The sequence below is a fragment of the Streptomyces sp. NPDC048639 genome (assembly GCF_043199075.1).
Lineage (GTDB): Bacteria > Actinomycetota > Actinomycetes > Streptomycetales > Streptomycetaceae > Streptomyces.
Genome location: NZ_JBICVP010000004.1, coordinates 544,366 through 566,368, shown reverse-complemented (window position 1 = coordinate 566,368; position 22,003 = coordinate 544,366). Strand labels below are relative to the sequence as shown.

The 22,003-nt window shown below is 71.4% G+C and carries 20 protein-coding genes; 18 read left to right on the top strand and 2 right to left on the bottom strand.

Going from position 1 to position 22,003, the window contains the following annotated elements; translation table 11 throughout:
- The first annotated feature begins 28 nt into the window (after positions 1 to 28).
- The 9 genes from prmC to ACGFNH_RS14180 all read left to right on the top strand — a co-directional run bounded on the left by prmC (position 29) and on the right by ACGFNH_RS14180 (position 9,889).
- Positions 29 to 901: a peptide chain release factor N(5)-glutamine methyltransferase gene (gene prmC / locus ACGFNH_RS14220; protein WP_393653356.1), complete on the top strand. Its 873-nt coding sequence runs from the start codon at positions 29 to 31 to the stop codon at positions 899 to 901.
- Positions 898 to 1,248: a chorismate mutase family protein gene (locus tag ACGFNH_RS14215; RefSeq protein ID WP_393653355.1), complete on the top strand. Its 351-nt coding sequence runs from the start codon at positions 898 to 900 to the stop codon at positions 1,246 to 1,248. Before prmC ends, ACGFNH_RS14215 begins: the two co-directional genes overlap by 4 nt.
- Positions 1,245 to 3,320, top strand: a complete 2,076-nt coding sequence (gene pabB / locus ACGFNH_RS14210; protein WP_393653354.1) for an aminodeoxychorismate synthase component I — start codon at positions 1,245 to 1,247, stop codon at positions 3,318 to 3,320. The genes ACGFNH_RS14215 and pabB overlap by 4 nt, the downstream gene beginning before the upstream one ends.
- Entirely contained in the window at positions 3,317 to 4,267 is a 951-nt protein-coding gene (locus ACGFNH_RS14205) for a prephenate dehydrogenase/arogenate dehydrogenase family protein (protein ID WP_393653353.1), read from the top strand. The genes pabB and ACGFNH_RS14205 overlap by 4 nt, the downstream gene beginning before the upstream one ends.
- Positions 4,264 to 5,535, top strand: a complete 1,272-nt coding sequence (locus ACGFNH_RS14200; RefSeq protein WP_393653352.1) for an aminotransferase class I/II-fold pyridoxal phosphate-dependent enzyme — start codon at positions 4,264 to 4,266, stop codon at positions 5,533 to 5,535. Before ACGFNH_RS14205 ends, ACGFNH_RS14200 begins: the two co-directional genes overlap by 4 nt.
- 69 nt (positions 5,536 to 5,604) lie before the next feature.
- Positions 5,605 to 6,951, top strand: a complete 1,347-nt coding sequence (locus ACGFNH_RS14195) for an MFS transporter (protein WP_393653351.1) — start codon at positions 5,605 to 5,607, stop codon at positions 6,949 to 6,951.
- Between the two features lie 6 nt (positions 6,952 to 6,957).
- A complete protein-coding gene (locus tag ACGFNH_RS14190; RefSeq protein ID WP_393653350.1) occupies positions 6,958 to 8,196 on the top strand; it encodes an ATP-grasp domain-containing protein in 1,239 nt (412 codons plus the stop codon).
- Positions 8,197 to 8,255: 59 nt separating this feature from the next.
- Positions 8,256 to 9,512, top strand: a complete 1,257-nt coding sequence (locus ACGFNH_RS14185; protein WP_393653349.1) for an ATP-grasp domain-containing protein — start codon at positions 8,256 to 8,258, stop codon at positions 9,510 to 9,512.
- A complete protein-coding gene (locus tag ACGFNH_RS14180; protein ID WP_393653348.1) occupies positions 9,509 to 9,889 on the top strand; it encodes a hypothetical protein in 381 nt (126 codons plus the stop codon). Before ACGFNH_RS14185 ends, ACGFNH_RS14180 begins: the two co-directional genes overlap by 4 nt.
- A gap of 84 nt (positions 9,890 to 9,973) precedes the next feature.
- Here ACGFNH_RS14180 and ACGFNH_RS14175 read toward each other — a convergent pair whose 3' ends face one another.
- Positions 9,974 to 10,396, bottom strand: coding sequence for an acyl-CoA thioesterase (locus ACGFNH_RS14175; protein WP_393653347.1), 423 nt, complete (start codon positions 10,394 to 10,396; stop codon positions 9,974 to 9,976).
- A gap of 238 nt (positions 10,397 to 10,634) precedes the next feature.
- Between ACGFNH_RS14175 and ACGFNH_RS14170 the strand changes: the two genes are divergently transcribed.
- The 8 genes from ACGFNH_RS14170 (at position 10,635) to ACGFNH_RS14135 (ending at position 20,932) form a co-directional block, all read left to right on the top strand.
- A complete protein-coding gene (locus ACGFNH_RS14170; RefSeq protein WP_393653346.1) occupies positions 10,635 to 12,164 on the top strand; it encodes an amino acid adenylation domain-containing protein in 1,530 nt (509 codons plus the stop codon).
- Positions 12,154 to 12,375 carry an acyl carrier protein gene (locus ACGFNH_RS14165; protein ID WP_360859475.1) on the top strand — a complete coding sequence of 74 codons (222 nt, stop codon included), beginning with the start codon at positions 12,154 to 12,156 and terminating at the stop codon, positions 12,373 to 12,375. The genes ACGFNH_RS14170 and ACGFNH_RS14165 overlap by 11 nt, the downstream gene beginning before the upstream one ends.
- Positions 12,372 to 13,715: a flavin monoamine oxidase family protein gene (locus ACGFNH_RS14160; RefSeq protein ID WP_393653345.1), complete on the top strand. Its 1,344-nt coding sequence runs from the start codon at positions 12,372 to 12,374 to the stop codon at positions 13,713 to 13,715. The genes ACGFNH_RS14165 and ACGFNH_RS14160 overlap by 4 nt, the downstream gene beginning before the upstream one ends.
- Positions 13,712 to 15,442 (top strand): class I adenylate-forming enzyme family protein, encoded by a 1,731-nt coding sequence (locus ACGFNH_RS14155; RefSeq protein WP_393653344.1) that lies wholly within the window; start codon positions 13,712 to 13,714, stop codon positions 15,440 to 15,442. The genes ACGFNH_RS14160 and ACGFNH_RS14155 overlap by 4 nt, the downstream gene beginning before the upstream one ends.
- Before the next feature lie 66 nt (positions 15,443 to 15,508).
- On the top strand, positions 15,509 to 17,503 hold the full coding sequence (locus tag ACGFNH_RS14150) for an FAD/NAD(P)-binding protein (RefSeq protein WP_393653343.1): 1,995 nt from the start codon (positions 15,509 to 15,511) through the stop codon (positions 17,501 to 17,503).
- 2 nt (positions 17,504 to 17,505) lie between these two features.
- Positions 17,506 to 18,927: an adenylosuccinate lyase family protein gene (locus tag ACGFNH_RS14145; RefSeq protein ID WP_393653342.1), complete on the top strand. Its 1,422-nt coding sequence runs from the start codon at positions 17,506 to 17,508 to the stop codon at positions 18,925 to 18,927.
- Positions 18,928 to 18,935: 8 nt separating this feature from the next.
- A complete protein-coding gene (locus ACGFNH_RS14140; RefSeq protein WP_393653341.1) occupies positions 18,936 to 20,333 on the top strand; it encodes a KamA family radical SAM protein in 1,398 nt (465 codons plus the stop codon).
- Positions 20,330 to 20,932 (top strand): TIGR03086 family metal-binding protein, encoded by a 603-nt coding sequence (locus ACGFNH_RS14135; RefSeq protein ID WP_393653340.1) that lies wholly within the window; start codon positions 20,330 to 20,332, stop codon positions 20,930 to 20,932. The genes ACGFNH_RS14140 and ACGFNH_RS14135 overlap by 4 nt, the downstream gene beginning before the upstream one ends.
- 47 nt (positions 20,933 to 20,979) lie before the next feature.
- Here the strand turns inward: ACGFNH_RS14135 and paaI are convergent, their stop codons facing one another.
- Positions 20,980 to 21,348 (bottom strand): hydroxyphenylacetyl-CoA thioesterase PaaI, encoded by a 369-nt coding sequence (gene paaI, locus ACGFNH_RS14130; protein WP_393653590.1) that lies wholly within the window; start codon positions 21,346 to 21,348, stop codon positions 20,980 to 20,982.
- A gap of 187 nt (positions 21,349 to 21,535) precedes the next feature.
- On the opposite strand from paaI, the gene ACGFNH_RS14125 reads away from it, so the two are divergent.
- The gene (locus ACGFNH_RS14125; protein ID WP_393653339.1) at positions 21,536 to 21,934 is read left to right on the top strand and encodes an acyl carrier protein; all 399 of its coding nucleotides are present in this window, start codon (positions 21,536 to 21,538) and stop codon (positions 21,932 to 21,934) included.
- The last annotated feature ends 69 nt before the right edge of the window (positions 21,935 to 22,003 follow it).

Here is a 22,003-nt window from a genome sequence, read left to right as displayed (position 1 = left end):
CTCGCTGCTGCTGAAAGGATCGACGACGGTGGCTGAACAGCCGCTCGCAGACTTACTCCGGGAAGCGGAGCGCGTGCTCACCGCCAGTGGTGTGTGGGGCCCGCGCGAGGACGCCGCAGCCCTGGCCGCCCATGTGCTGGGGCTCACGGAGGAGGCGCTCAAGCCCGAGTACCCGGTGCCCGCCGCCGCGGCCGAGCGGCTGCGGACACTGGTCGGGCGCAGAGCCTCCCGTATCCCGCTCGGGCACCTCACCGGGCGGGCCCGGCTCGGCGGCATCGAGGTGACGGTCACCGAGGATGTGTTCGTTCCGCGGTTTCCCACCGAACTCCTGCTCCGCTGGGGTCTGTCGGCCGTCGAGGGGGCGAAGGACCCCGTCGTGGTCGACCTGTGCACGGGCTCCGGGGCGGTGGCCCTGGCCGTGGCGCACGCCCGCCCAGACGCCACGGTGCATGCCGTGGAGCTGGACGCGGCGGCCCTGGAGTGCGCCCGGCGCAACGCCGCCGAGCGCGCGGCGGCCGGTGACCGGCCGGTCGCCGTGCACCAGGGCGATGTCACGGATCCGGTGCTGCTCGCGGACCTGGACGGCACGGCCGATCTGGTCCTCGCCAACCCCCCGTATGTGCCGGTGGGCACGGAGCTGCTTCCCGAGTGGGGCGAACACCACCCCCGGCAGGCCGTCTTCGCCGGCGACGACGGGCTGGACGTGATCCGCCGGGTCATCGCCTGCGCCGCGCGCCTGCTGCGGCCCGGCGGGGGTCTGGCCATCGAGCACGGGGACGCCCAGATCGACGTCGTTCCCGGCCTGCTCGCGGCGACCGGGGCCTTCGCGGAGGCCGAGGGCCACCGCGATCAGGAGAACCGCCCCCGCTACACCACCACGCTGAGGAAGGCGGTGTCATGACGACCACCTCGACCGCCGGGGAAGCCGGTCTGACCGTGCTGCGCGGTGAACTGGACGCCATCGACGGGCAGTTGCTGGAGATTCTCAGGGCGCGGATCGAATGCTGTGTCCGCATCGCGGAGCACAAGCGGGAGCACGGCGTCCCCATGATGCAGCCGCACCGGATCGGGCTGGTCCAGGAGCGCGCCGCCCGCTTCGGAGCCGAGCACGGCATCGACGGGACCTTCCTGCGGCGCCTCTACGACCTGATCATCGAGGAGACCTGCCGGGTGGAGGACCTCGTCATCGACGGTGTCGCCGACGACGGCCGGCCCGACAGCCGTCCAGCACAGGGCGATGCCTCATGACGGCCCCCACGCGCACCCTGCTGATCGACAACTACGATTCCTTCACCTACAACCTCTACCAGTTGCTCGGCGAGGTGAACGGGCAGCCACCGACCGTCGTCCGCAACGACGTCGCCTGGTCCGCCCTGCATCCGGCCGACTACGACAACATCGTGGTCTCCCCCGGTCCCGGACGGCCGGGCCGGGAGCTGGACTTCGGGGTGAGCGCCCGCGCGATCCGCGATTCGGGGCTCCCCGTCCTGGGGGTGTGCCTGGGCCACCAGGGCATCGCCGAACTCTTCGGCGGCACGGTCGAGCACGCGCCCGAGCCCGTGCACGGCCGGATCTCCCCGGTCCGGCACACCGGCGAGGACATCTTCGCCGGGCTGCCCTCGCCGTTCTCCGCGGTGCGCTACCACTCGCTTGCGGTCACCGGACTCGCCGACGAGCTGGAGGGCATCGCGTGGACCGAGGACGGTGTGCTGATGGGGCTGCGCCACCGCACCGACCCGGTGTGGGGCGTCCAGTTCCACCCGGAGTCCATCTCCAGTGAGTACGGGCGCGAACTGCTCGCCAACTTCCGCGATCTGACGCGGCGGCGGCACCTGGCGGCGCCCGCAGCGTCCCGCTCCCCGTACCAGCTGCACGTACGGCGGCTGGAGACAGCGCCGGACGCCGAGATCGCCTACGGCGAGCTGTTCGCCGGGCGCCGGCACAGCTTCTGGCTGGACAGCGGGTCGCACGCCGACGGCAACGCCCGCTTCTCCGTCCTGGGCGACGGCACCGGGCCCCTGGCCGAGTACGTCACCCACCGGGTCTCCACCGGCACCGTGCGGGTGGAGCGCGAGGGCCTGCCCGACGAGGAGGTGCGGCAGGGCTTCTTCGACTACCTCGACGGGGAGCTGCGCAGGCGCGCACTCCCCCGGCCGGAGGGTCTGCCGTTCTCCTTCAACCTCGGCTACATCGGCTATCTCGGCTACGAGTTGAAGGCCGAGGCGGGCGCCGAAGCCGCGCACACCGCGCCGACCCCGGACGCCGCGATGCTCTTCGCGGACCGGGCCGTGGTGGTGGACCACGCCGAGGGCGTCACCTATCTGCTCTGCCTGAGCATCGCCGCCGACGACCCGGACGCCACCAAGTGGCTGGACGCCACGATCGGCCGGCTGGCCGTCCTGCCCACCGAGACCGTCCGTGAGCACAGCCCTCTGCTGGGCGTGGGGGAGCCGGGCGCGGCCTCGCTCGCCTCGCGTCACAGCCGGCAGGAGTACCTCGGGCTGATCGACGACTGCCTGGAGGAGATCCGCAACGGCGAGTCGTACGAGATCTGCCTGACCAACATGGTCTCCACCGGCACGACGGTCGACCCGCTCGCCACCTACCGCCATCTGCGGCGCGTCAGCCCCGTGCCGTACGGGGCGCTGCTCGACTTCCCCGGTGTGGCGGTGCTCAGCGCGTCCCCGGAGCGGTTCCTGACCATAGGGACGGACCGTGTCGCCGAGTCGAAGCCGATCAAGGGCACCCGGCCGCGCGGGGCGACACCCGCGGAGGACGGGGCGCTGCGCGAGGGGCTGCGGGGCAGCGAGAAGGACCGTGCAGAGAACCTGATGATCGTGGACCTGCTGCGCAACGACCTCAACACGGTGTGCGAGGTCGGGTCCGTCCATGTGCCCAAGCTCTTCGACGTCGAGACCTATGCTCCGGTGCACCAGCTCGTCTCCACGGTGCGCGGCACCCTGCGCGACGGGGTGTCCGCGGTGGACTGCGTCCGGGCTTCGTTCCCGGGCGGGTCGATGACCGGTGCTCCCAAGCTGCGCACGATGGAGATCATCGACCGGCTCGAACAGGGGCCGCGCGGCGTCTACTCGGGCGCGCTCGGATGGTTCTCGCTGAGCGGCGCCGCCGATCTGTCCATCGTGATCAGGACGATCGTGGCGACCCAGGAGGGCGTGTCGTTCGGGGTCGGCGGCGCCGTCATCGCCCTGTCGGATCCCGCCGAGGAGTTCGAGGAGACGCTGGTGAAGTCACGGGCGATGGCGAAGGCGATCGCGGCGGGCACGACGACGGCCCGCGACGAGCAGGCGGCGCACTCATGAGCGGCTCCCCGACGAGGACGGCACCGGAGACGGCGGTGCCCGGCCGGATCCGCCGGTGTGTGCTGGCGGGCGGATCCGGCGCCGTGGGCGGCCTGTTCGCCGGCCTGCTCGCCGGTGCGGGCATCGACGTCTGCGTCGTCGACCCCGCGCCGCCCGCGGCCGGCTCCGACGGCCTCCGTCATCACCCCGGCGACATCACCGCACCGGACGAGGCCCTGCGCGCGGAGCTGGCGGAGACGGATCTGCTGCTGCTCGCGGTGCCCGAAGAGGTCGCCCTGGACGCGGTACGGGCCACGGCCGGCAGCTTGAGGCCCGGAGCGCTTCTCGCAGACACGCTCTCGGTCAAGACCCGCGTCGCGGCCGAGGTCGCCGCCCATGCGGCGCGGCGTGAAGCCGTGGGCCTGAACCCGATGTTCGCGCCCTCGCTGGGCATGGACGGCCGTCCGGTGGCCGCGGTGGTCCTGCACGACGGCCCGCTGGTCGCCGAACTGCTCGGCCTGGTCGCCCGGAACGGCGGCCGGGTCGTACGGGTCGGCGCCGAGCGGCATGACCGGCTGGCCGCCGCCTCACAGGCCCTCACCCATGCCACCGTGCTCGCCTTCGGCCACGCGCTTGCCGAACTGGACGTGGACATCGAGGAGTTGGCCGCGATCGCTCCTCCCCCGCACACGGCACTGCTGGCGCTGCTGGCCCGGATCGCGTCAGGCACACCCGAGGTGTACTGGGACATCCAGTCCGCCAACCCGTACGCCGGCGACGCCAGGGACGCGCTCGCCGGTGGTGCGGCCCGGCTGAAGGACCTCGTGCGCGACAACGACGAGAAGACCTTCGCCCACTTTCTGCATGAACTCTCCGGCGGGCTCGGCGACAGGCTTCCGCACTACCGGGACCTCTGTGCGGACCTGTTCACCCGGATTCCCGCCGCCGGACCCAAGGATGCGTCATGACCACCACAGCAGACACCAGCCCGGAGAGCACCACGGAGATCGGCCCCCGGCCCGCCAACTGGGTGTCCGCCCGTATCGACAAGACGACAGACTCGCTGGACCGCGCCTTCGACGAGGGGCTGACGGGGCACGTCATCACCGGCCGCGACGGCAAGGTGGTGGAACTGGAGGACGGCAGCAGCGCGATCGAGTTCGTCTCCTGCTCCTACCTGGGCCTCGAGGCGCACCCGGCGCTGGTCGGAGCCGCGGAGGACGCCCTGCGCCGGTTCGGCGCGCACTTCTCCTCCTCACGCAACCGCATGCGCCCGATGTACCTCGGCCAACTCGAGGCGCTGCTGAGCGAGATCTACGGCGGTCGCCCCGTCGTGCCGTTCACCTCGGTCAGCAATGTGCACCTCGGGGTGCTGCCGCTGCTGGGCAACGGCACGCTGCCCGGCTACCCCGTCTCCGCCAAGGGCCCGGTGTTCCTGGTCGAGAAGACCGCCCACGCCTCGATCCAGGTGCTGCGCGGGGTGATGGAACAGCTCGGCCCGGTCCGCCGTTTCGACCTGGCCGACCCCGAGTCGCTGGCGACGCGTGTCAAGGAGGCCACGGCCCAGGGTCGTACGCCCATCGCGCTCGTCGACGGGGTCGGTTCGATGGGCGGGCTCATCGACGTGGTCGGTCTGGCCCGCACGCTGGGCGAGGCCGACGGACTGCTGTATGTGGACGACGCGCACGGGATCTCCATCGAGGGGCGCCACGGCGCGGGCTACGCGTACGAGGCGTTCGGCGGGCGGCTTCCGGACCATGTGCTGATCGCCGGGTCGCTGTCCAAGGGGTTCGGCGGCGCCGGGGGCTTCGCGGTGCTGGGGTCGGCCGAAGACGTCCGTGTACTGCGCAAGTTCGCCAATCCGCTGGTCTTCGGGCACTCCATCATGCTGCCCCTGCTCGCCGCGGACGTGGCGGCGGCGGAACTCCACCTCGGTGGAGAGGTGGCCCGGCTCCAGGACCGGCTGTGGGCGAACGCCGCCGTGTTCGACGAGCTGACGGAAGGACGGCTGGTCAGCGCCGGTCAGCACTCGCCGATTCGCGGCGCGCACTTCGGGACGGAGGCGGCCGCGTTCGAGGCAGCCCGCCGGCTGCGGTCCGCCGGGGTGCTCGTGCTGCCCGCCTTCTTCCCGACCGTCGAGAAGGGGACCGGGCTCATACGGTTCGCGCTCTCCGCCACCCACGAGAAGTCCCACCTCGAAACGGCCGTCGACGCACTCGGCCCGATCACCGCCTAGCCGCTCGCCCGGCACGGGCCGTCGACACGAACGGGGCGCCCGCGCCTGCCGGGCCACCCGAGGAGTCCCATGATCAAGACCATGATCCCGCCACCGGGCCCGCCCCGGACACTCGCTCTGGCGCAGTTGATCAGCCGTACCGGTGACGGCGCGTACTACGTCACCGCTGCCCTGTACTTCACCAAGGTCGTGGGGCTGTCCCCGGCCGAGTTGGGGCTCGGTCTGACGATCGCCTGGACGGTGGCGCTGGTCCTGGGCGTGCCGCTCGGGCATCTCGCTGACCGCAGGGGGGTGCGCGGGACGACGGTGTTCTTCTTCTGCTGCGCGGCGGTCGCCGTCGGGTCGTATCTCTTCGTGCGCTCCTTCCCGCTGTTCGTGCTCTCGGCGAGCCTGTACGCGGTGGCCCAGCGCAGCGGCTCGGCCGCCCAGCAGGCGCTGCTCGCCGGGGTGGTGCCCAAGGAACAGCTCACCCGGGTCCGCGCGTTCCTGCAGGCGAGCTACAACGCCGGGCTGTCGGTGGGTGCCGCACTGGGCGGGATCGTGCTGCTCTTCGACGCGCGGGAGGCGTACCTCGCGGCGTTCGCGCTCAACTCCGCGGGCTTCGTGGTGGCGGCGCTGGTGCTGCGGCGGGTGCCTCCGGTCGCATCGGTGCCGGCGGCGGCCAAGGGCGAGAAGGCGCAGACGGTCTTCAAGGACCGGCCGTACGTCGCGGCGAGCCTGATCAACCTGGTCCTTGTCCTGCATGTCCCGCTGATCGATGTGGCGCTGCCGCTGTGGATCGTCGGACACACCGAGGCCCCGGCCTGGGTGCTGTCCGTCATGTTCGTGCTCAACACCCTTGCGGTGGTGGTCTTCCAGGTCCGGGTGGCCCGCGGGGTCTCGGATCTGACGAGCGCCGCGCGGTACGTGGTGCGCGGCGGTCTGCTGCTGGGCGCCGGCTGTGTGGTCTTCGCCTTCTCCGGCAGCGGGGGCTCGGCCTGGTCGGCGGTCCTGCTGCTGATCACTGCCGCCGCGGTGCAGACCCTGGGCGAGATGGTGCAGATGGCCGGCACCTGGGAGATCAGCTTCGGGCTGGCCCCGGACGGCAAGCACGGGCAGTACCAGGCGTTCTTCGGTTCGGGTCTGACGGTGGCGGAGATCGTGGGCCCGCTCGCCTTGACGGGGATGCTCGTCTACTGGGGCTGGCCCGGCTGGCTCCTGCTCGGCGCGCTCTTCGCGGCGGCAGGGTTCGCGATGATCCCGGTCGTGCGGTGGGGCGAACGCAGGATGGCCGAGCGGCCGGTGACGCCGGAAACGGATGCGGGCGCATCGGGTCCGGCCCCGGGTGCGGTGCAGGGCGAGGACACGACCGGTCCGGACGCGCACGACAAGGACACGACCGGTCCGGACGTGTCCGGCGAACTGGCCAGGAGCTGAGGCGCCATGGGGACGGACGAGCGTACGGTGCTGATCATCGGCGGGCGCGTCGAGACGGTCCGCAAGGCCAAGGAACTCGGCCTGCGGGTGGTCAACGTACAGCGCCCGGAGGAATACCGGCCGGGACACGCGGAGTTGGTCGATGCCGCCCTGCTGGCGGACTACACCGACTGGTCCGTGCTGGAACCACTGGTGACAGCGGCCCACCAGGTGTTCGGCTTCGCGGGGGTCGCGACCATCACCGAGCCGGGCGTGGAGCCCGTGGGCCTCATCAGCGACACCCTCGGCCTCCGCGGCAACAGCCATCGCTGCGCCCGGCTGATGCGGGACAAGGAGGCGATGCGCCTCCATCTGTCCTGGCGGGCGGACGCGGTGGCGGCGGGGCCGGTGACCGATCGCGACGCCCTGTCGGACTTCGGGGCGCGCCACGGCTATCCGTTCATCGTCAAGCCGGTGGACGCGGCGGCCAGCTTCGGCGTGCGGAAGGTGGAGGGGCCGGAAGCGGTCGAGGAGGTATGGCGCGGAATCACCGACCTGCGCGGCAGTACGGACCACCCGTTCGCGAACTACTTCCCCCTCGACCGCTTCCTGATGGAGGAGTACCTGGACGGGCCGGAGTTCAGCGTGGAGTCGCTGAGCTTCGACGGACGCCATGTCCCGCTCGCGGTCACCGAGAAGACCACGCTCGGCACCTTCGTGGAGTCGGGCCATGCCATGCCGGCCCGGCTGTCGCCGGCCGACGAGGACGCCGTGCTGCGCTGCGCCCTGGAATCACTCGACGCCCTGGGTCTGCGCCATGGCCCGGCTCATACGGAGGTGAAGCTGACCGGGCGCGGCCCCCGGCTGATCGAGTCGCACAGCCGCCCCGGCGGCGATCGCCTGATGGATCTGGTCGACGCCGCCTACGGAGTGGACATCGAGGCCTACGCGTCGGGCTGGGCCGCCGGGGTGCTGCCGCCGCTGGAGGGGCGGCCGGCGCCGCGGGCGGCCGCCGCCACCCGCTTCCTCACCGCCGAGCCAGGACAGGTCAGCGGTATCGAGGGGGACACCGACGTACGGGGTCACGAGAGCGTCCTCGGTGTGGAGGTCACCGTCGCGGTGGGTGACACCATCCGCCCCCTGGAGGCCAGTTGGGACCGCGTGGGCCAGGTCCTGGTGACCGGCCCCGACACCGACGCGGCCGTCGCACTCGGCGAGCAGCTCGCCGGAAAGATCTCCGTGATCACTACGCCGGACGGGAGCTGACCGGCATGCCGACCGCCAGCACCCGTCCGGCAGCGGTATCCGAACGAGGGAAAGACGTCATGTCAGAACACGTACTGGTCTTCGGGAACGGTTACGACATTCCCGGCCGCATGCGCGCGCTCGGCGCTGCGACGGGCAGAAGAATCACCACCAGTGTGCTGTGCCGCCCCGAGCATCTGGCCAAGCTGGAGGAGGCCGGGGGGCATGCGCGGATCGTCGCGGTGGGGGCGGAGGCGCCCGTCGAGCACTGGATCGCGCTCGCCCGGGCGATGCACGCGATCGAGCCGGTGAGCCGCATCGGTAGCTTCGGCGACCAGTGCCAGGAGAAGGCCGCCGCCGTGGGGCACGCCCTGGGGGTGCCCACGCACACGCCGGAGACCGTCCGCCTGGTGTTCGACAAGTTCGCCATGCGGCAGCACCTGGCGGAGGCGGGTCTGGAGACGACCGGATCCGCGGCTGTGGACGGCGCGGCCGCTCTGCACACCTTCGCGGCCGAGCACGGCTATCCCTACGTGGTCAAACCCCGTAGTGGTACGTCGAGTTCGGGTGTCACCGTGGTCCGTGCACCGGACGAGGCGGAGGCGGCCTTCACGCGGGCGCGCGGTGCGGACGAGCCGGCCGAGGTGGTGGCCGAGCCGTTCCTCACCGGCCCGCAGTACAGCGTGGAGTCCTTCTCCGAGCTGGGTGAGCACGAAGTCGTCGCCATCACCCGCAAGTTCTCCGACCCGGTCAGCCTGGTGGAGCTGGGCCATGTGATGCCCGCGCCGCTGCCACCGGAGGAGGCGGAGACGGTCCGCGCCCATGTGGTCGCGGCGCTGGGCGCGCTGGGCGTGGAGTACGGCCCCACGCACACCGAGGTCGTCCTCACCGACGCCGGGCCGCGGATCATCGAGACCCATCTGCGCGTGGGCGGTGACGAGATCTGGAACATGGTCACCGACGCGACGGGCGTCGACCTGGTCGAGTACCAACTGCGGCAGTGCGCCGGGGAGAAGGTCCTCCCCGACATCCGCGCGGTGCTCACCGATCCCGCGCGGACGAGGCGCCACGAGGCGATCTGGTTCGCGGGGGCGCCCGCGGCCGGCGTGCTGATCGAGGTCGCCGGCGCGGACGGCCCGCACCCGGAGGGCGTACGGCTGGAGGTTCTCGGGGCCGCCGGGCGCCCGCTGGTCGGACTGCAGAACTCCGATTCCCGTCTCGCACAGGCCCGCGCTCACGCGGGCACCGCGGAGGAGGCGCTCGCTCTGGCCAGGAACGCCATCGCGGGGCTCGAGTACATCACGCGGGTCTCGGCCGGGCAGGTGGATCTCCTGTGACGGCGTCGGTGGAGTCGAGGCGCCAGTCCGCGGTGCAGTGCCGCGCGGCCGTGCCGGGAGGCGGTGCCGCCCAGACTCATGGGCGGGAGATCCGCGCGGTGCTCGACGATCTCGACGAGCAGATCGTCGCGATGGTGCTGCGCCGGGCCGAACTGGCCAGGAGGTACCAGTCGGTTCGCCGGATGTCGGGCCTTCCGGCGACGGAACTTGCCTGGGAGAACCGGACCTTGGGCCGGTTCGCGGACCGGCTCGGCGCGAAGGGCGCGGACATCGCGCGTGCCGTGCTGTCGTTGTCGCAGCTGATGACATCCGGCGGCTCGGGACACGAGGCGCGGGGAGCGGCGCAGAACGGGGACGGGGGGAAGCCGGCGGAATGAGGGTTCAGGAACGGTACCGACGGAAAGCGCCCGCGGAGGCTTCGCCCTTCCGCGGGGCAAGGTCTCCACCGGGCGCCACTCCGTTCAGAATCCCATGATTTCAGGGTTCTCGGCGAGCTTATGAAAATGCTCGGCCGGCTCCGAGATCAATTTTCTCTTGTTCAGGTCGATGAGACCGGCGACGCTCGTCAATTCCGCTACGAGCACACCGTCGGTCCGCCGGATCTCCTGATGCACGCGGAACGTCTTTCCGTCACCCCAAATCCATTGGCAGGTGACGTCGACTTCGTCTCCGCCGCGGAGTTCGCGATGGAACCTCATGGTGTTCTCCAGCACCGCCGGACCGATCCGTGTGGCGATCAGGTCGTCCTGGGAGATCCCTGCCGCACGGAGGCTCTCCCACCGCGCGTGCTCGCAGTACTGCAGGTAGACGGCCTGGTTCAAGTGTCCCTGCGTGTCCAGTTCATAGCCCCGGACCAGGATGCGTAACTGAAATGGCTGTGCCATGCCCGGCAACCTCCTTAGTCGATCGTGAAGTTCCTACCCCACTCATCATCGCGCCGCAAGCACGCCGGTAATGGAACGTTCCGTTCAGGCCGCAGGTGATGTGGATCACGTCGGCAAAATTCTTGACCCAGCGTGAAGCCCTGGTGTTAGCGTCATCGTTATGCCCCGCTGGGCTGTTTCCTCCGGGTGAGCTTCCCTCAATTCCCTTCTCCGCCTCGCCGATTGAAATACGGTTCTGATGTCGGACTTAGTTGACGCCTTCATGGCGGCGGCCCGTAACCATCCAGACAGCACGGCAATTTCTCACAACGGACAGGCACTGACCTACGCCGGGCTCGTGCGCCGGGTGCGCGCCACGGCCGCGCGACTGGGGCCGTCCCCCGGGGTCGTCGGGGTTCTGACCGACCGCTCCCCCGCCACGATCGTGGCCATGCTCGGCGTGCTGGGCGCCGGCGGCACCTACTGTCCCGTCGACCCGACCTTCCCCGCCGCCCGGCAGCAGGCACTGCTGGAGTCCGTCGACTGCACCACGGTGCTGGCGGCGAAGCCCGGAGCCGTCGCGCCCCCCGGGATCGCAACGATCGCGCTTCCCGAGCCGGAGTCCTCGGGCACCTCGGATGACGCCACGCTCCCGGGCCCGGCGCAGGACGACCCGGCGTACACGCTCTTCACCTCCGGCTCCAGCGGGAAGCCCAAGCCGGTGGTGACCCCGCACCGGGCGATCGCCGCCGCGGTGGCCTCGCTCCGCGGCCTCTTCGGCCTCCGGTCCGAGGACCGGGTACTGCAGTTCGCCTCGCTCAACTGGGACACCAGCTTCGAGGAGATCCTGCCCGCCCTGACCGCCGGAGCGACCCTCGTCTTCCACGACGAGGCGTACACCGGCTCGCTGCCCCGGCTGCTCCGTGCCGTCGCGGTCGAGCGCATCACCCTGCTCGACCTGCCCACCGCGTTCTGGCACGAGCTCGTCCACCACCTCATGGAGGACGGCGCGCGGCTGCCCGACAGCGTACGGACGGTGGTCATCGGCGGTGAGGCGGTGAGCCCTGCCCGCCTGGCCGACTGGCGCGTGCTGGGCACCGGCCGGATCCGGTTGGTCAACACCTACGGCTGCACCGAGACCACACTGATCACCCACGCCGTCGACCTGCACGGGCCCGGCGCCCCCGGCCCCGGCGTCTGGTGGGGCGAGAACGGCCGCGTGCCGATCGGCCGACCTCTGCCGCATGTGCGGGACGACCTCGGCAAGGACGGCGAACTCCTGGTCTCCGGGCCGTCGTTGGCCCTGGGTTACCGGGACCTCCCGGAGGTGACCGCGGAGAAGTTCGTGGTCCGCGAGGGCCGGGACGGACCGGCGCGCTGGTTCCGGACCGGGGACCGGGTCAGCCGGCGGCCGGACGGCCATGTCGTCCACGAGGGCCGTCTCGACGCGGAGATCAAGGTGCGCGGCATCCGGGTCGACCCCGGGGAGGTCGAGGCCCACCTCACCAGTCACCCCGGCGTCGCAGGCGCTGCCGTCGTGGGCACGCGCACCGCGGGCAGCACGACCATGGCCGCCTACCTGGTGGCCTCGCACGACGCGGGCGGGAGCCTCGCCCAGGAGGTCCTGGCCCAACTGCGCAGAACGGTCCCGGGCCATCTCGTACCGCACCGGGTCACCGTCGTTCCCGAACTCATCTACACCGCCAGCGGAAAGGTCGATCGCGCCGCGACGCACCGGCTGCATCACGCCCCGCCGGCTTCACAGAACAGGACAGCTCATGAGCGCTGACGACATCGTCGACATCTTCCGCCGCGTGCTGGAGACCGACAGCATCACCGTGGACTCCGACTTCTTCGAGCTCGGCGGCGACTCGCTGCTGGGGACCCGCGTCCTGAGCGCGGTCGCCCGCCGGCACGGGGTGGAGCTGTCCTTCGACGACTTCGCCGCCGCCCCCACGGCGAGCGCGCTGTCCGCGAGGATCGCGAGCGTGAGCCGGTGAGCGTCGTCGTCATAGGGGCGGGCATCGCCGGCCTCACCGCCGCCCATGATCTGGCCTCGCGCGGGGTCGAGGTCGACGTGCTGGAGGCACGGGAGCGGGTCGGCGGCCGGATGCACGGCATCGAGGTGGCGCCGGGGAGCTGGGTCGACGCGGGCGCCGCGTACCTCGGCGAGCGCCACACCGAACTGCTGGGCCTGATGGCCGACATGGGGCTCAAGACGGTCCCCACCACCATGGACGGGAACAGCCGCTTCGCGCTCTCCCCGTCCGGGAGCGAGACCGTCCCCGGCAGGTTCCCGCCGCTCAACGGTGTGGCGCTGGGCGAGATGTTCGACCTGCTGGACGAGGTGACGCGCAGCGTGCGCCCCGAGGCGCCCTGGCTCACCCCCGACGCCGCCCGCCTGGACTCCATGACGGCCGCCGAGTGGGCGGAGGCGAACCTCCGCCACCCCGACAGCCGGCTGTTCTTCCCGCTGTTCCTCGGGGAGATGATGGCCGCCGCGCCCGCGGACGTCTCCGTACTGCACATGGCGTTCTACCTCCGCTCCGGAGGTGGGCTGCGGTATCTGAACGCCTTCGAGGGCGGCGCCCAGGAGTGGCGCATCGAAGGCGGCGCCCACGGTCTGTGCGCCGCGCTCGCGGACGGGCTCGGCGACCGCGTCAGCCTGGGCGAGCCCGTACGGGCCGTGGAGCAGGACGACTCGGGGGTGACGGTGCACTCCGCCACCCGTTCCGTACGGGCCGACGCGGTGATCGTCGCACTCCCCCCGGTCCTGGCCGACCGCATCGACTTCCGGCCCGGCCTGCCCGTGGCCCGGTCCAGCGAACGCACCGCGCCCGGCTGCGCCGTGAAGGTCCATCTGATCTACCCGTCCCCGTTGTGGCGTGCGGAAGGGCTCTCGGGGTGGTCGGTCAGCGCGGACGGTCCGCTGCTGTCCACCGTGGACGACTCGCCCTCCGGCGACGGAGTGGGCGTGCTGACCGGATTCGTCACAGGTGACGAGGCCCGCCGGTTCGGCGCGCTGCCCGCGGCCGAGCAGCGGGCGGCGGCGTTCGCCCAGGCCGCCCGTCTCTTCCCCGACCTGCCCGAGCCGATCGGCTTCCACACCACGGACTGGGTCAACGAGCCCTACAGCCGCGGCTGTTATGCCGCGCTCTTCGGCCCCGGCGACTGGGTGGCGCAGGGCCCGGAGCTGATCCGCCCGCACGGGCGGGTCCACTGGGCCGGTGCGGAGACCAGCACCGAGTTCTTCGGCCTCATGGAAGGCGCCATCCGCTCGGGCCACCGGGCGGCCGCGGAAACAGCGTCCCTCGATCACCACTCCGGGAGTGCACGATGAGTGTCCAGAGCCCCATAGCCCCGCTGTCCGTACGCCGGCAGTTCATGACCGACCCCGCCCTGGGCGCCGGCAACTTCCTGCAGAAGGCGCTGGAGGCCAATCCCCACGCCGATGTCCCGTACGCCTTCGCCCACACCACCGACCACCGGGGCGAGGTCGTCCTGCGCGGTCACAGCCTGCGGGACCTGGCCGGGCTGCGGGACCGCTACGCCCGCTGGTACTGGGCGAACGGCGTGAAGCCGGGCGACCCGATCGGTGTCTACGTCGCCGAGGGCCTCGAACCGCTGCTGCACTTCATGGCACTCACCGCCCTCGGGGCCATCCCCGCGATGATCAACGACGCCATGCCGGAACGGACCGCGATCCGCTACCTGGACCACGTCGGCGCCGCGGGCCTGGTCGCGGACGACCCCACCCGGCTCGTCGCCGCCTACCGCGCCGAGGGCAACCGGCGCAGGCCGCGCTTCATCATCCCGGCGGCCGAACTGCGGGCCTACGACCCGGAGGACGGCGCACTCCCGGAGGTCTACCCGTACGAGCACGCCGCGGACGAGGTCGTGGCGCTCATCCACTCCTCGGGCACCACCGGCACGCCGAAGTCGACCATGCTCGCGCACCGGCAGTTCTGGGCCGGCAAGGAGCCGCGGATGGAGCGGTTCCCGGCCGGGCCGGACGACAAGCTGATGTCGTTGATGCCGCACACGCACGCCGGCGGCCTGAGCTACTTCCTCACCGCCACGCTTCTCGGCCTGCCCACCGTCGTCATGGGCGACTGGCGGCGCAGCGTCGTGGAGCCGGTGATGGAGGCCTTCCGGCCGACGATGGTCGCCTCCTTCCCGCGGACCTTTGTGGAGCTGGCGACCGGCGAACTGCCCACCAGGGGCGCCGCCAAGGTGCACAGCTGGTTCAACACCGGCGACGGTGCGCACTACGGGCACATCCGGCGCCTCGTCACCCTCGGGGAGCGACCGGCGGGCCTGATCAAGCCGTGGCTGCTCCCCCAGGACCGTGAGGCCGAAGCCGCCCTGCCCGGCTCGCAGTTCATCGACGGACTGGGCTCCTCCGAGATGGGCATGGCTCTGTTCGGCCAGGTCACCACGCCGGAGACGGAGCGCAACGACCGCTGCGTCGGCAAGCCGACCGAGGTCGTGCACGCGGCCGCGGTCCTCACCCCCGAGGGTGAGGAGGTGCCGGTGGGCACCGTCGGTCTGCTGGCGGTCAAGACCCCCTCTCGTACGCCCGGTTACTGGAACGCGCCCGAGCTGACGCGCAGCTTCGAGCTCGACGGCTACTGGCTGACCGGCGATGTGGCGAAGAAGGACGAGGAGGGGAACTTCTACCACCTCGACCGGACGGTCGACGTCATGGACACCGCGGCAGGACCGGTCTACAGCCTGCCCCTGGAGGAAGTGCTGCTGGCCGACTGCGCCGAGGTCGTCCTGGACTGTGCCGTCGTCGGCGTGCCGGGTGCGCAGGGCGAGGGCCACCGGCCGGTCGCCGTGGTGCGCCTGCAGCCGGGGGTGGTGGAGCCGTCGGCCGAGGAGCTGCGCGAGCAGGCCAACAAGGAGCTCACCTCGTCCGGGCTGACCCCGCTGGCCGCCGTCATCGTCGCCCGCGAGGCGGCCGACTACCCGACCGGCGTGACCGGCAAGGCACTCAAGCGCGAGCTGCGGACCCGCTGGGCCGGCCTCTTCACCGAGGCGGACCGCACGTCCGCGCAGGGCTGAGGCTCCCATGCGCTACCACGCCCGGCCCCGGTCCGCACTCAACTCGAGCAAAGGATGAACTCCGGCATGCTGGAGAGCGATGCCACGACGTTATGCGTGATCGGGGCCGGTCCTCGTGGGCTGTCGGTGGTCGAGCGGGCCTGCGCCAACGCCGCGGCCACCGGACAGCAGGTGGTCGTGCACATCGTCGAGCCGTATCTGCGGCTCGGCTGCAAGGTGTGGCGCACGAGCCAGCCCTCCGTGCTGCTGATGAACACCGTCGCCTCGCAGGTCACCATGTTCACCGACGAGAGCGTGAACTGCGAGGGCCCGCTGTCCGAGGGGCCGAGCCTGTACGAGTGGGCGAAGCTGCTGGAGCGGCTGGAGCCGTTCGTGCCGTACCCGCCTCATGTGTACGAGGAGGCGCGGCACCTCGGCCCGGACTCGTATCCGACCCGGGCCTTCTACGGGCGGTATCTGGGCTGGGTGTTCGACCGGCTGATCCGCACGGTGCCGGAGCACATCGTCGTGGAGACCCACGGCTGCCGGGCGCTGGCCGTCCGGGACGAGGCCGATGGGTCGCAGACGGTGACGCTGGACAACGGCGTCGAGCTGACCGGTTGCGACGCGGTCGTCCTGGCCCTGGGCCATGTCGACATGCCGCTGAGCGCGGAGGAGCGGCGGCTGCGGGCGTTCGCGAGCGAGCACGAGCTCGCGTATGTGCCCAAGGGCAACCCGGCCGACGCCGACCTCGGGCACATCGCGGCCGGCGAGACGGTGGCGCTGCGCGGAATGGGGCTGAACTTCTTCGACCATCTCGCGCTGCTCACCACGGGGCGCGGCGGCTCGTTCGTCCGGGAGGAGTCGGGGGCGCTGCGCTACCGGCCCTCGGGCGACGAGCCGAAGCTGATCGCCGGTTCGCGGCGCGGCGTGCCGTACCACTCGCGGGGTGAGAACCAGAAGGGGGCGGCGGGCCGTCACCATCCGCTGTTCCTCACCGAGGAGGCCATCGCCCTGTTCAGGCGGCGGAAGGAGGCCGGGCGGCCGGTCGAGTTCACCGCGGACATCTGGCCGCTGGTCGACCGTGAAGTGCGGGCGGTCTACTACCACGCGCTGATCGCCGGCGAGCGCGGCCGGTACGACGCGGACGTCTTCCTCGCCGAGTTCTGCAAGGGCTTGGGGAAGCCCGGGGACGGTACCGGATCCGCGGCGTTCGAGGAGTCGCTACTGCGGCGCTTCGGTATCGGGGAGGACCGGCGCTGGGACTGGGACCGTATCGCCCGGCCGTACGGGGACCGGGAGTTCACGGACGCCGGGGCGTACCGGGCCTGGCTGCTGGACCATCTGCGGCAGGACATCGCCGAGGCGCGGCGCGGCAACGTACGGGGGCCGCTGAAGGCCGCCCTGGACGTGATGCGCGATCTCCGCAACGAGGTGCGGCTGGTCGTGGACCACTCCGGGATCACCGGTGACTCCTACCGGGACGAACTCCATTCCTGGTACACGCCGTTGAACGCGTTCGTCTCGATCGGCCCGCCGGTCAGCCGCATCGAGGAGATGACCGCGCTGATGGAGGCCGGAGTGCTCGACGTGGCGGGCCCGGGGATGCGGGTCACCGCTTCGCCCGACCGCCGCGCGTTCGTGGTGGGTTCGGACCGCGTTCCCGGGCCGGCGGTGGAGGCGACGGCGCTCATCGAGGCGCGGCTTCCGGAGTTCGATCTGCGGACCACGACCGATCCGCTCATCCGGGACCTCGTGGCCCAGGGGGCTTGCCGGACGTACGCCATCGACCACCCGGGCCGGGAGCCGTGGCAGGCCGGGGGCCTCGCGGTCACGCCCAAGCCGTACCACGTGGTGGGTGCCGGGGGCCTGCCGCATCCGCGCCGGTTCGCCTTCGGCATTCCCACCGAGTCCGTGCACTGGGCGACCGCGGCCGGCATCAGACCCGGCTCGGACTCGGTGATCCTCGGCGACGCCGACGCGATCGCCCGTACGGCACTGGCCGCGCGCAGGCGCGCTCCCGCGGACTCCGGTGCGGAGCAGGGCGCCGGGCCGCCGGTCACCACCCTGGAAGGAGAGTGACGATGGACGCACCGTCCGCACGGAGGACTCCCGGCGTCGACGCCGGTCTTCTCTCCCCGGTGTGGGCCGGGACCGGCGACCCGCTGTGCGACGAGGAATGGGTCGCGGCCATGCTGGAGGTGGAGGTGGCGCTTGCGCGCTGCCAGGCGCGGCTGGCGGTGATCCCGAAGTCCGCCGTCGGGCCGATCGAGTCCGTGGTCGCCTCGTCGCCGGTCGAGGTGACCGAACTCGCCCGCCGAGCACGGGGATCGGCCAATCCGGTCGTCGAACTGGTCCGCATGCTCACACAGGCCGTCGCCGGGGCCGACCCGGAGGCCGCCGAGTACGTGCATCGGGGCAGCACCAGCCAGGACATCCTGGACTCGGCCGCGATGCTGCTGGCGGCGCGGACTCTGGCGGGCATCGACGTGGACCTGTCGCGAGCCGCCGCGGCGCTGGCGCGGCTCGCGGAGGACCACGCCCGCACCCCGATGGCGGGGCGCACGCTGACCCAGCACGCGGTCCCCGTCACCTTCGGGCTCAAGGCGGCGGGCTGGCTCACACTCGTCCTGGACGCGAGCGACCGCGTCCGGCAGGTACGCGCCTCGCTGCCCGCGCAGCTCGGCGGCGCGGCGGGCACGCTTGCCGCGTACGTGGAGTACGCGCGTGTCGCGGGCCTTCGCCCGCAGGGTCATGCCGCCGAGCTGACGGCCGCGTTCGCCGCCGAACTGGGCCTGCGCGAGCCCGTATCGCCCTGGCACACCGTCCGTACGCCGCTGGCCGACCTCGGCTGGGCCGTGGTCGCGGTGACCGGCGGCCTCGGCAAGTTCGCCACGGACGTGCTGGGCATGTCACGGACGGAGGTGGGCGAGGTCGCCGAGCCGGCGGTGGAGGGCAGCGGGGTGTCGTCCGCGATGCCGCAGAAGCGCAACCCGGTCCTCGCCACGCTCATCGTGTCGGCGGCCCGGCAGGCGCCCGCGTACGCCTCGATGCTCGGCCAGAGTCTCCTCGCCGAGGACGAACGCTCCCCGGGCGGCTGGCAGTCGGAGTGGCAGCCGCTGCGCGAGGGACTGCGACTGGCGGCGGGCGCCGCGAGCACCGCGGCCGAACTCGCCGAGGGACTCACGGTGTTCCCCGAGCGCCTCCTGCACAATCTGCGCCTGACCGGCGGCGCCGTCGTCTCCGAGCGCCTGAACGCGGCGCTCGCGCCGCTGCTCGGCAAGGCCGACGCCAAGCGCCTGCTGGGTGAGGTGGCGCGGGAGGCCGTCACCACCCATCGCCCCTTCGAGGAGGTGCTGGCCGCGTCACCTGAACTGGCCGACCGGTTCACCGATGGTACGGCGCTCCCGGATCTGCTCGATCCGGCCAACTACCTGGGTGCCGCGGACGAGTGCGTGACGCGCGTGCTCCACCGCCACCGCACCCGCCCCACGTCGATCGGCTAGGAATCACTATGGAAGCCCTGACGGCATCGGATTCGCACGCCTTACCGGGTCAGCAGCCCTACGAGTACGAGCGCGTGACCCTGACCGAACCCGACTGGCGCCGCCTGCCCGGCTGGCGGGACGTCACCGAGGCGCAGTGGCGCAGCGCCCAGTGGCAGCGCGCCCACTGCGTGAAGAACGCCAAGCAGCTCCGGGCCGTGGCCGGCTCGCTCCTCCAGGACCGCTTCTTCGAGGACCTGGAAGCCGATCAGCAGCGGTTCGCCACGATGTCCACCCTGCTCACCCCGCAGATGCTCAACACCATGGCTCCGCAGGCGGGTTCGGACCCGCAGTCCTTCACGGACGCGTTCCTGGCCGATCCGGTGCGGCGCTACATGCTGCCGGTGGCCAGTGACCGCGACCCGGAGTGGCCGAGCCACCCGTACTCCGAGCGGGACTCGCTGCACGAGGCCGAGATGTGGGTGGTGGAGGGCCTGACCCACCGCTACCCGACCAAGGTGCTGGCGGAGCTGGTGTCCACCTGCCCCCAGTACTGCGGCCATTGCACCCGTATGGACCTCGTGGGCGTCTCCACACCTCAGGTCGACAAGCTGAAGCTGACGCTCACCCCGGCGGACCGCCAGGACCAGATGATCGACTATCTGAAGCGCACGCCGGGAGTGCGCGACGTGGTGGTGTCGGGCGGGGACGTGGCCAATGTGCCGTGGCCGCGCCTGGAGTCGTTCCTGATGCGCCTGCTGGACCTGGAGAACATCCGGGACATCCGTCTGGCGACCAAGGCCCTGGCCGGGCTGCCGCAGCACTGGCTGCAGCCGGCGGTGCTGGAAGGGCTGGAGCGGGTGGGGCGTACGGCCGCGCGACGGGCCGTCAACCTCGCCGTCCACACCCACGTCAACCACGCGCAGTCCGTCACCCCGCTGGTGGCCGAGGCGGCGCGGGCGGCGCTGGACGCCGGCGTACGGGACATCCGCAACCAGGGCGTCCTGATGCGCGGGGTCAACACCACGCCCGGGGCTCTGCTCGATCTGTGCATGTTGCTGCAGGGCGAGGCGAACATCCTGCCCTACTACTTCTACATGTGCGACATGATCCCCAACGCCGAGCACTGGCGGGTCGCCGTCTGGGAGGCCCAGGAGCTCCAGCACAACGTGATGGGGTACCTGCCGGGCTACGCCACCCCGCGGATCATCTGCGACGTGCCGTACGTGGGGAAGCGCTGGGTCCACCAACTCGCCGACTACGACCGCGAGTACGGCATCTCGTACTGGACGAAGAACTACCGCACCGGCATCGAGCTCGAGGACCCCGAGGCTCTCTCCCGCCGCTATCCGTTCTACGACCCGATCTCCACCCTGCCCGAGGCCGGACGGCGCTGGTGGCGGGAGAACGGCGACAGGAAGGCATGACGATGACCGACATCCTCGACCTCAACCGCCGGGCCGTACGGCGCAGCGCGGAGATCGTCACCCAGGTGCGGGCCGGCGACTGGGACGCGGCGACGCCGTGCTCGGAGTGGACACTGCGCCGGCTCGTGGAGCACATGACGGCCCAGCACCACGGCTTCGCCGCGGCCGCGGAGGGCGAGGTCTCCGACACCTCCGCGTGGCGGGAGGTGCCGCTGGAGGATCCCTGGCGCGGGTACGCCGATTCCGTCGAGCGTGTGCTCGCCGCGTTCGCCGCTGACGGCGTGCTGGAGCGGGAGTTCTGGCTGCCGGAGATCCACCCGAAGATGCGCTTCCCGGCGGCCCGCGCCATCGGCTTCCACTTCCTGGACTACGTGGTGCACGGCTGGGACGTGGCCGCGGCGATCGGGATCCCGGCGGGGTACGACGCGGAGCTGGTCGAGCGGGCGGAGGAGGTGGCGCGCACGGAGGTGCCCGAGGGACCTTCGCGCGAGCGCCCGGGGGCAGCGTTCCGTCCGGCGCTCGCCGCCTCGGATCAGGACGGCGCCGAGGACCGCATGCTCGCGGTCCTCGGCCGTGATCCGAAGTGGTCCCGCGGGTGACGCGGTCAGTCCCGCGGGTGACGCGGTCAGTCCCGCGGGTGACGCGGTCAGTCCTGCGGCGGCCTGGAGGGCCGGCCGGCCAGCATCTGGCTCTGTCCGCGGAACTCCGCGATGACCACGCCGTCCGAGCGGCGGACGGTGACGTCGTAGACGCCGCTGCGGCCGTACCGGGCGCGCTCCACGGCCTCGGCGACCAGCTCGTCACCGGGGTGCGCCGGGCGCAGGAAGGTGACCTGGGCGCCCTGGGCGACGGTGGCAGGACCGTGGGTGTTGCACGCGAAAGCGAAGGCCGCGTCTGCCAGCAGGAAGAGGAATCCGCCGTGCGCCGTGCCGTGGCCGTTGACCATGGTGTCCGTGATGCGCATCCATACGGTCGCCCTTCCGGGGCCGGACTCCTTCAGGGTGATGCCCAGCATCCGGCAGGCCTCGTCCGTGGCGTAGAGCTCCTCGGCCCGCTGCCGGGCGGCGGCGTTCGGGTCGGTCTCCTCGTGCGTCACTGCTCCCCCATTTCCTTGTCCATTCAGCATCGTCTGACTCCCTGATCCTGATCCCTGCACGGACCGGTGGTCAACAGGCATCGAAAAAACCGACCCGAGGAGCGGCATGACAACGCCCACACCCTGGCTCAAGGATTTGGCCGGAATACCTCTGTCCGAGCGCCGAGCCATGCTCGAATCGCTGGTGGTTACCGAGTTCAAGCGGGAACTCATGATGGACGAGACGGATGTCCTGCCGCATCACGAGAGCTACTTCGAACTCGGTCTCACCTCGCTCGGAGCCACGGATACCAGGACACGGCTCGAAAGGGAGATCGGCCGCCATCTGGATTCGGCGTATCTCTTCAACAACCCGACCGTCGGCCATCTTGTGAACTTTCTCATCGCCGAGGTCCTGCCGGAATTCTTCACCATGGACTCGGAGCCGGCCCAGGCCGCGGGGAAGCCGGACGCTCCGACGAAGGACCTGGTCGACGACATGCTCAGGGAGCTCTACCGGTCCTGAGTTCCACCGGCACCGAGCTTCACCAGTCCTGACCGGGACTGCTTTCCGTACGCATCGCACACCGCCATC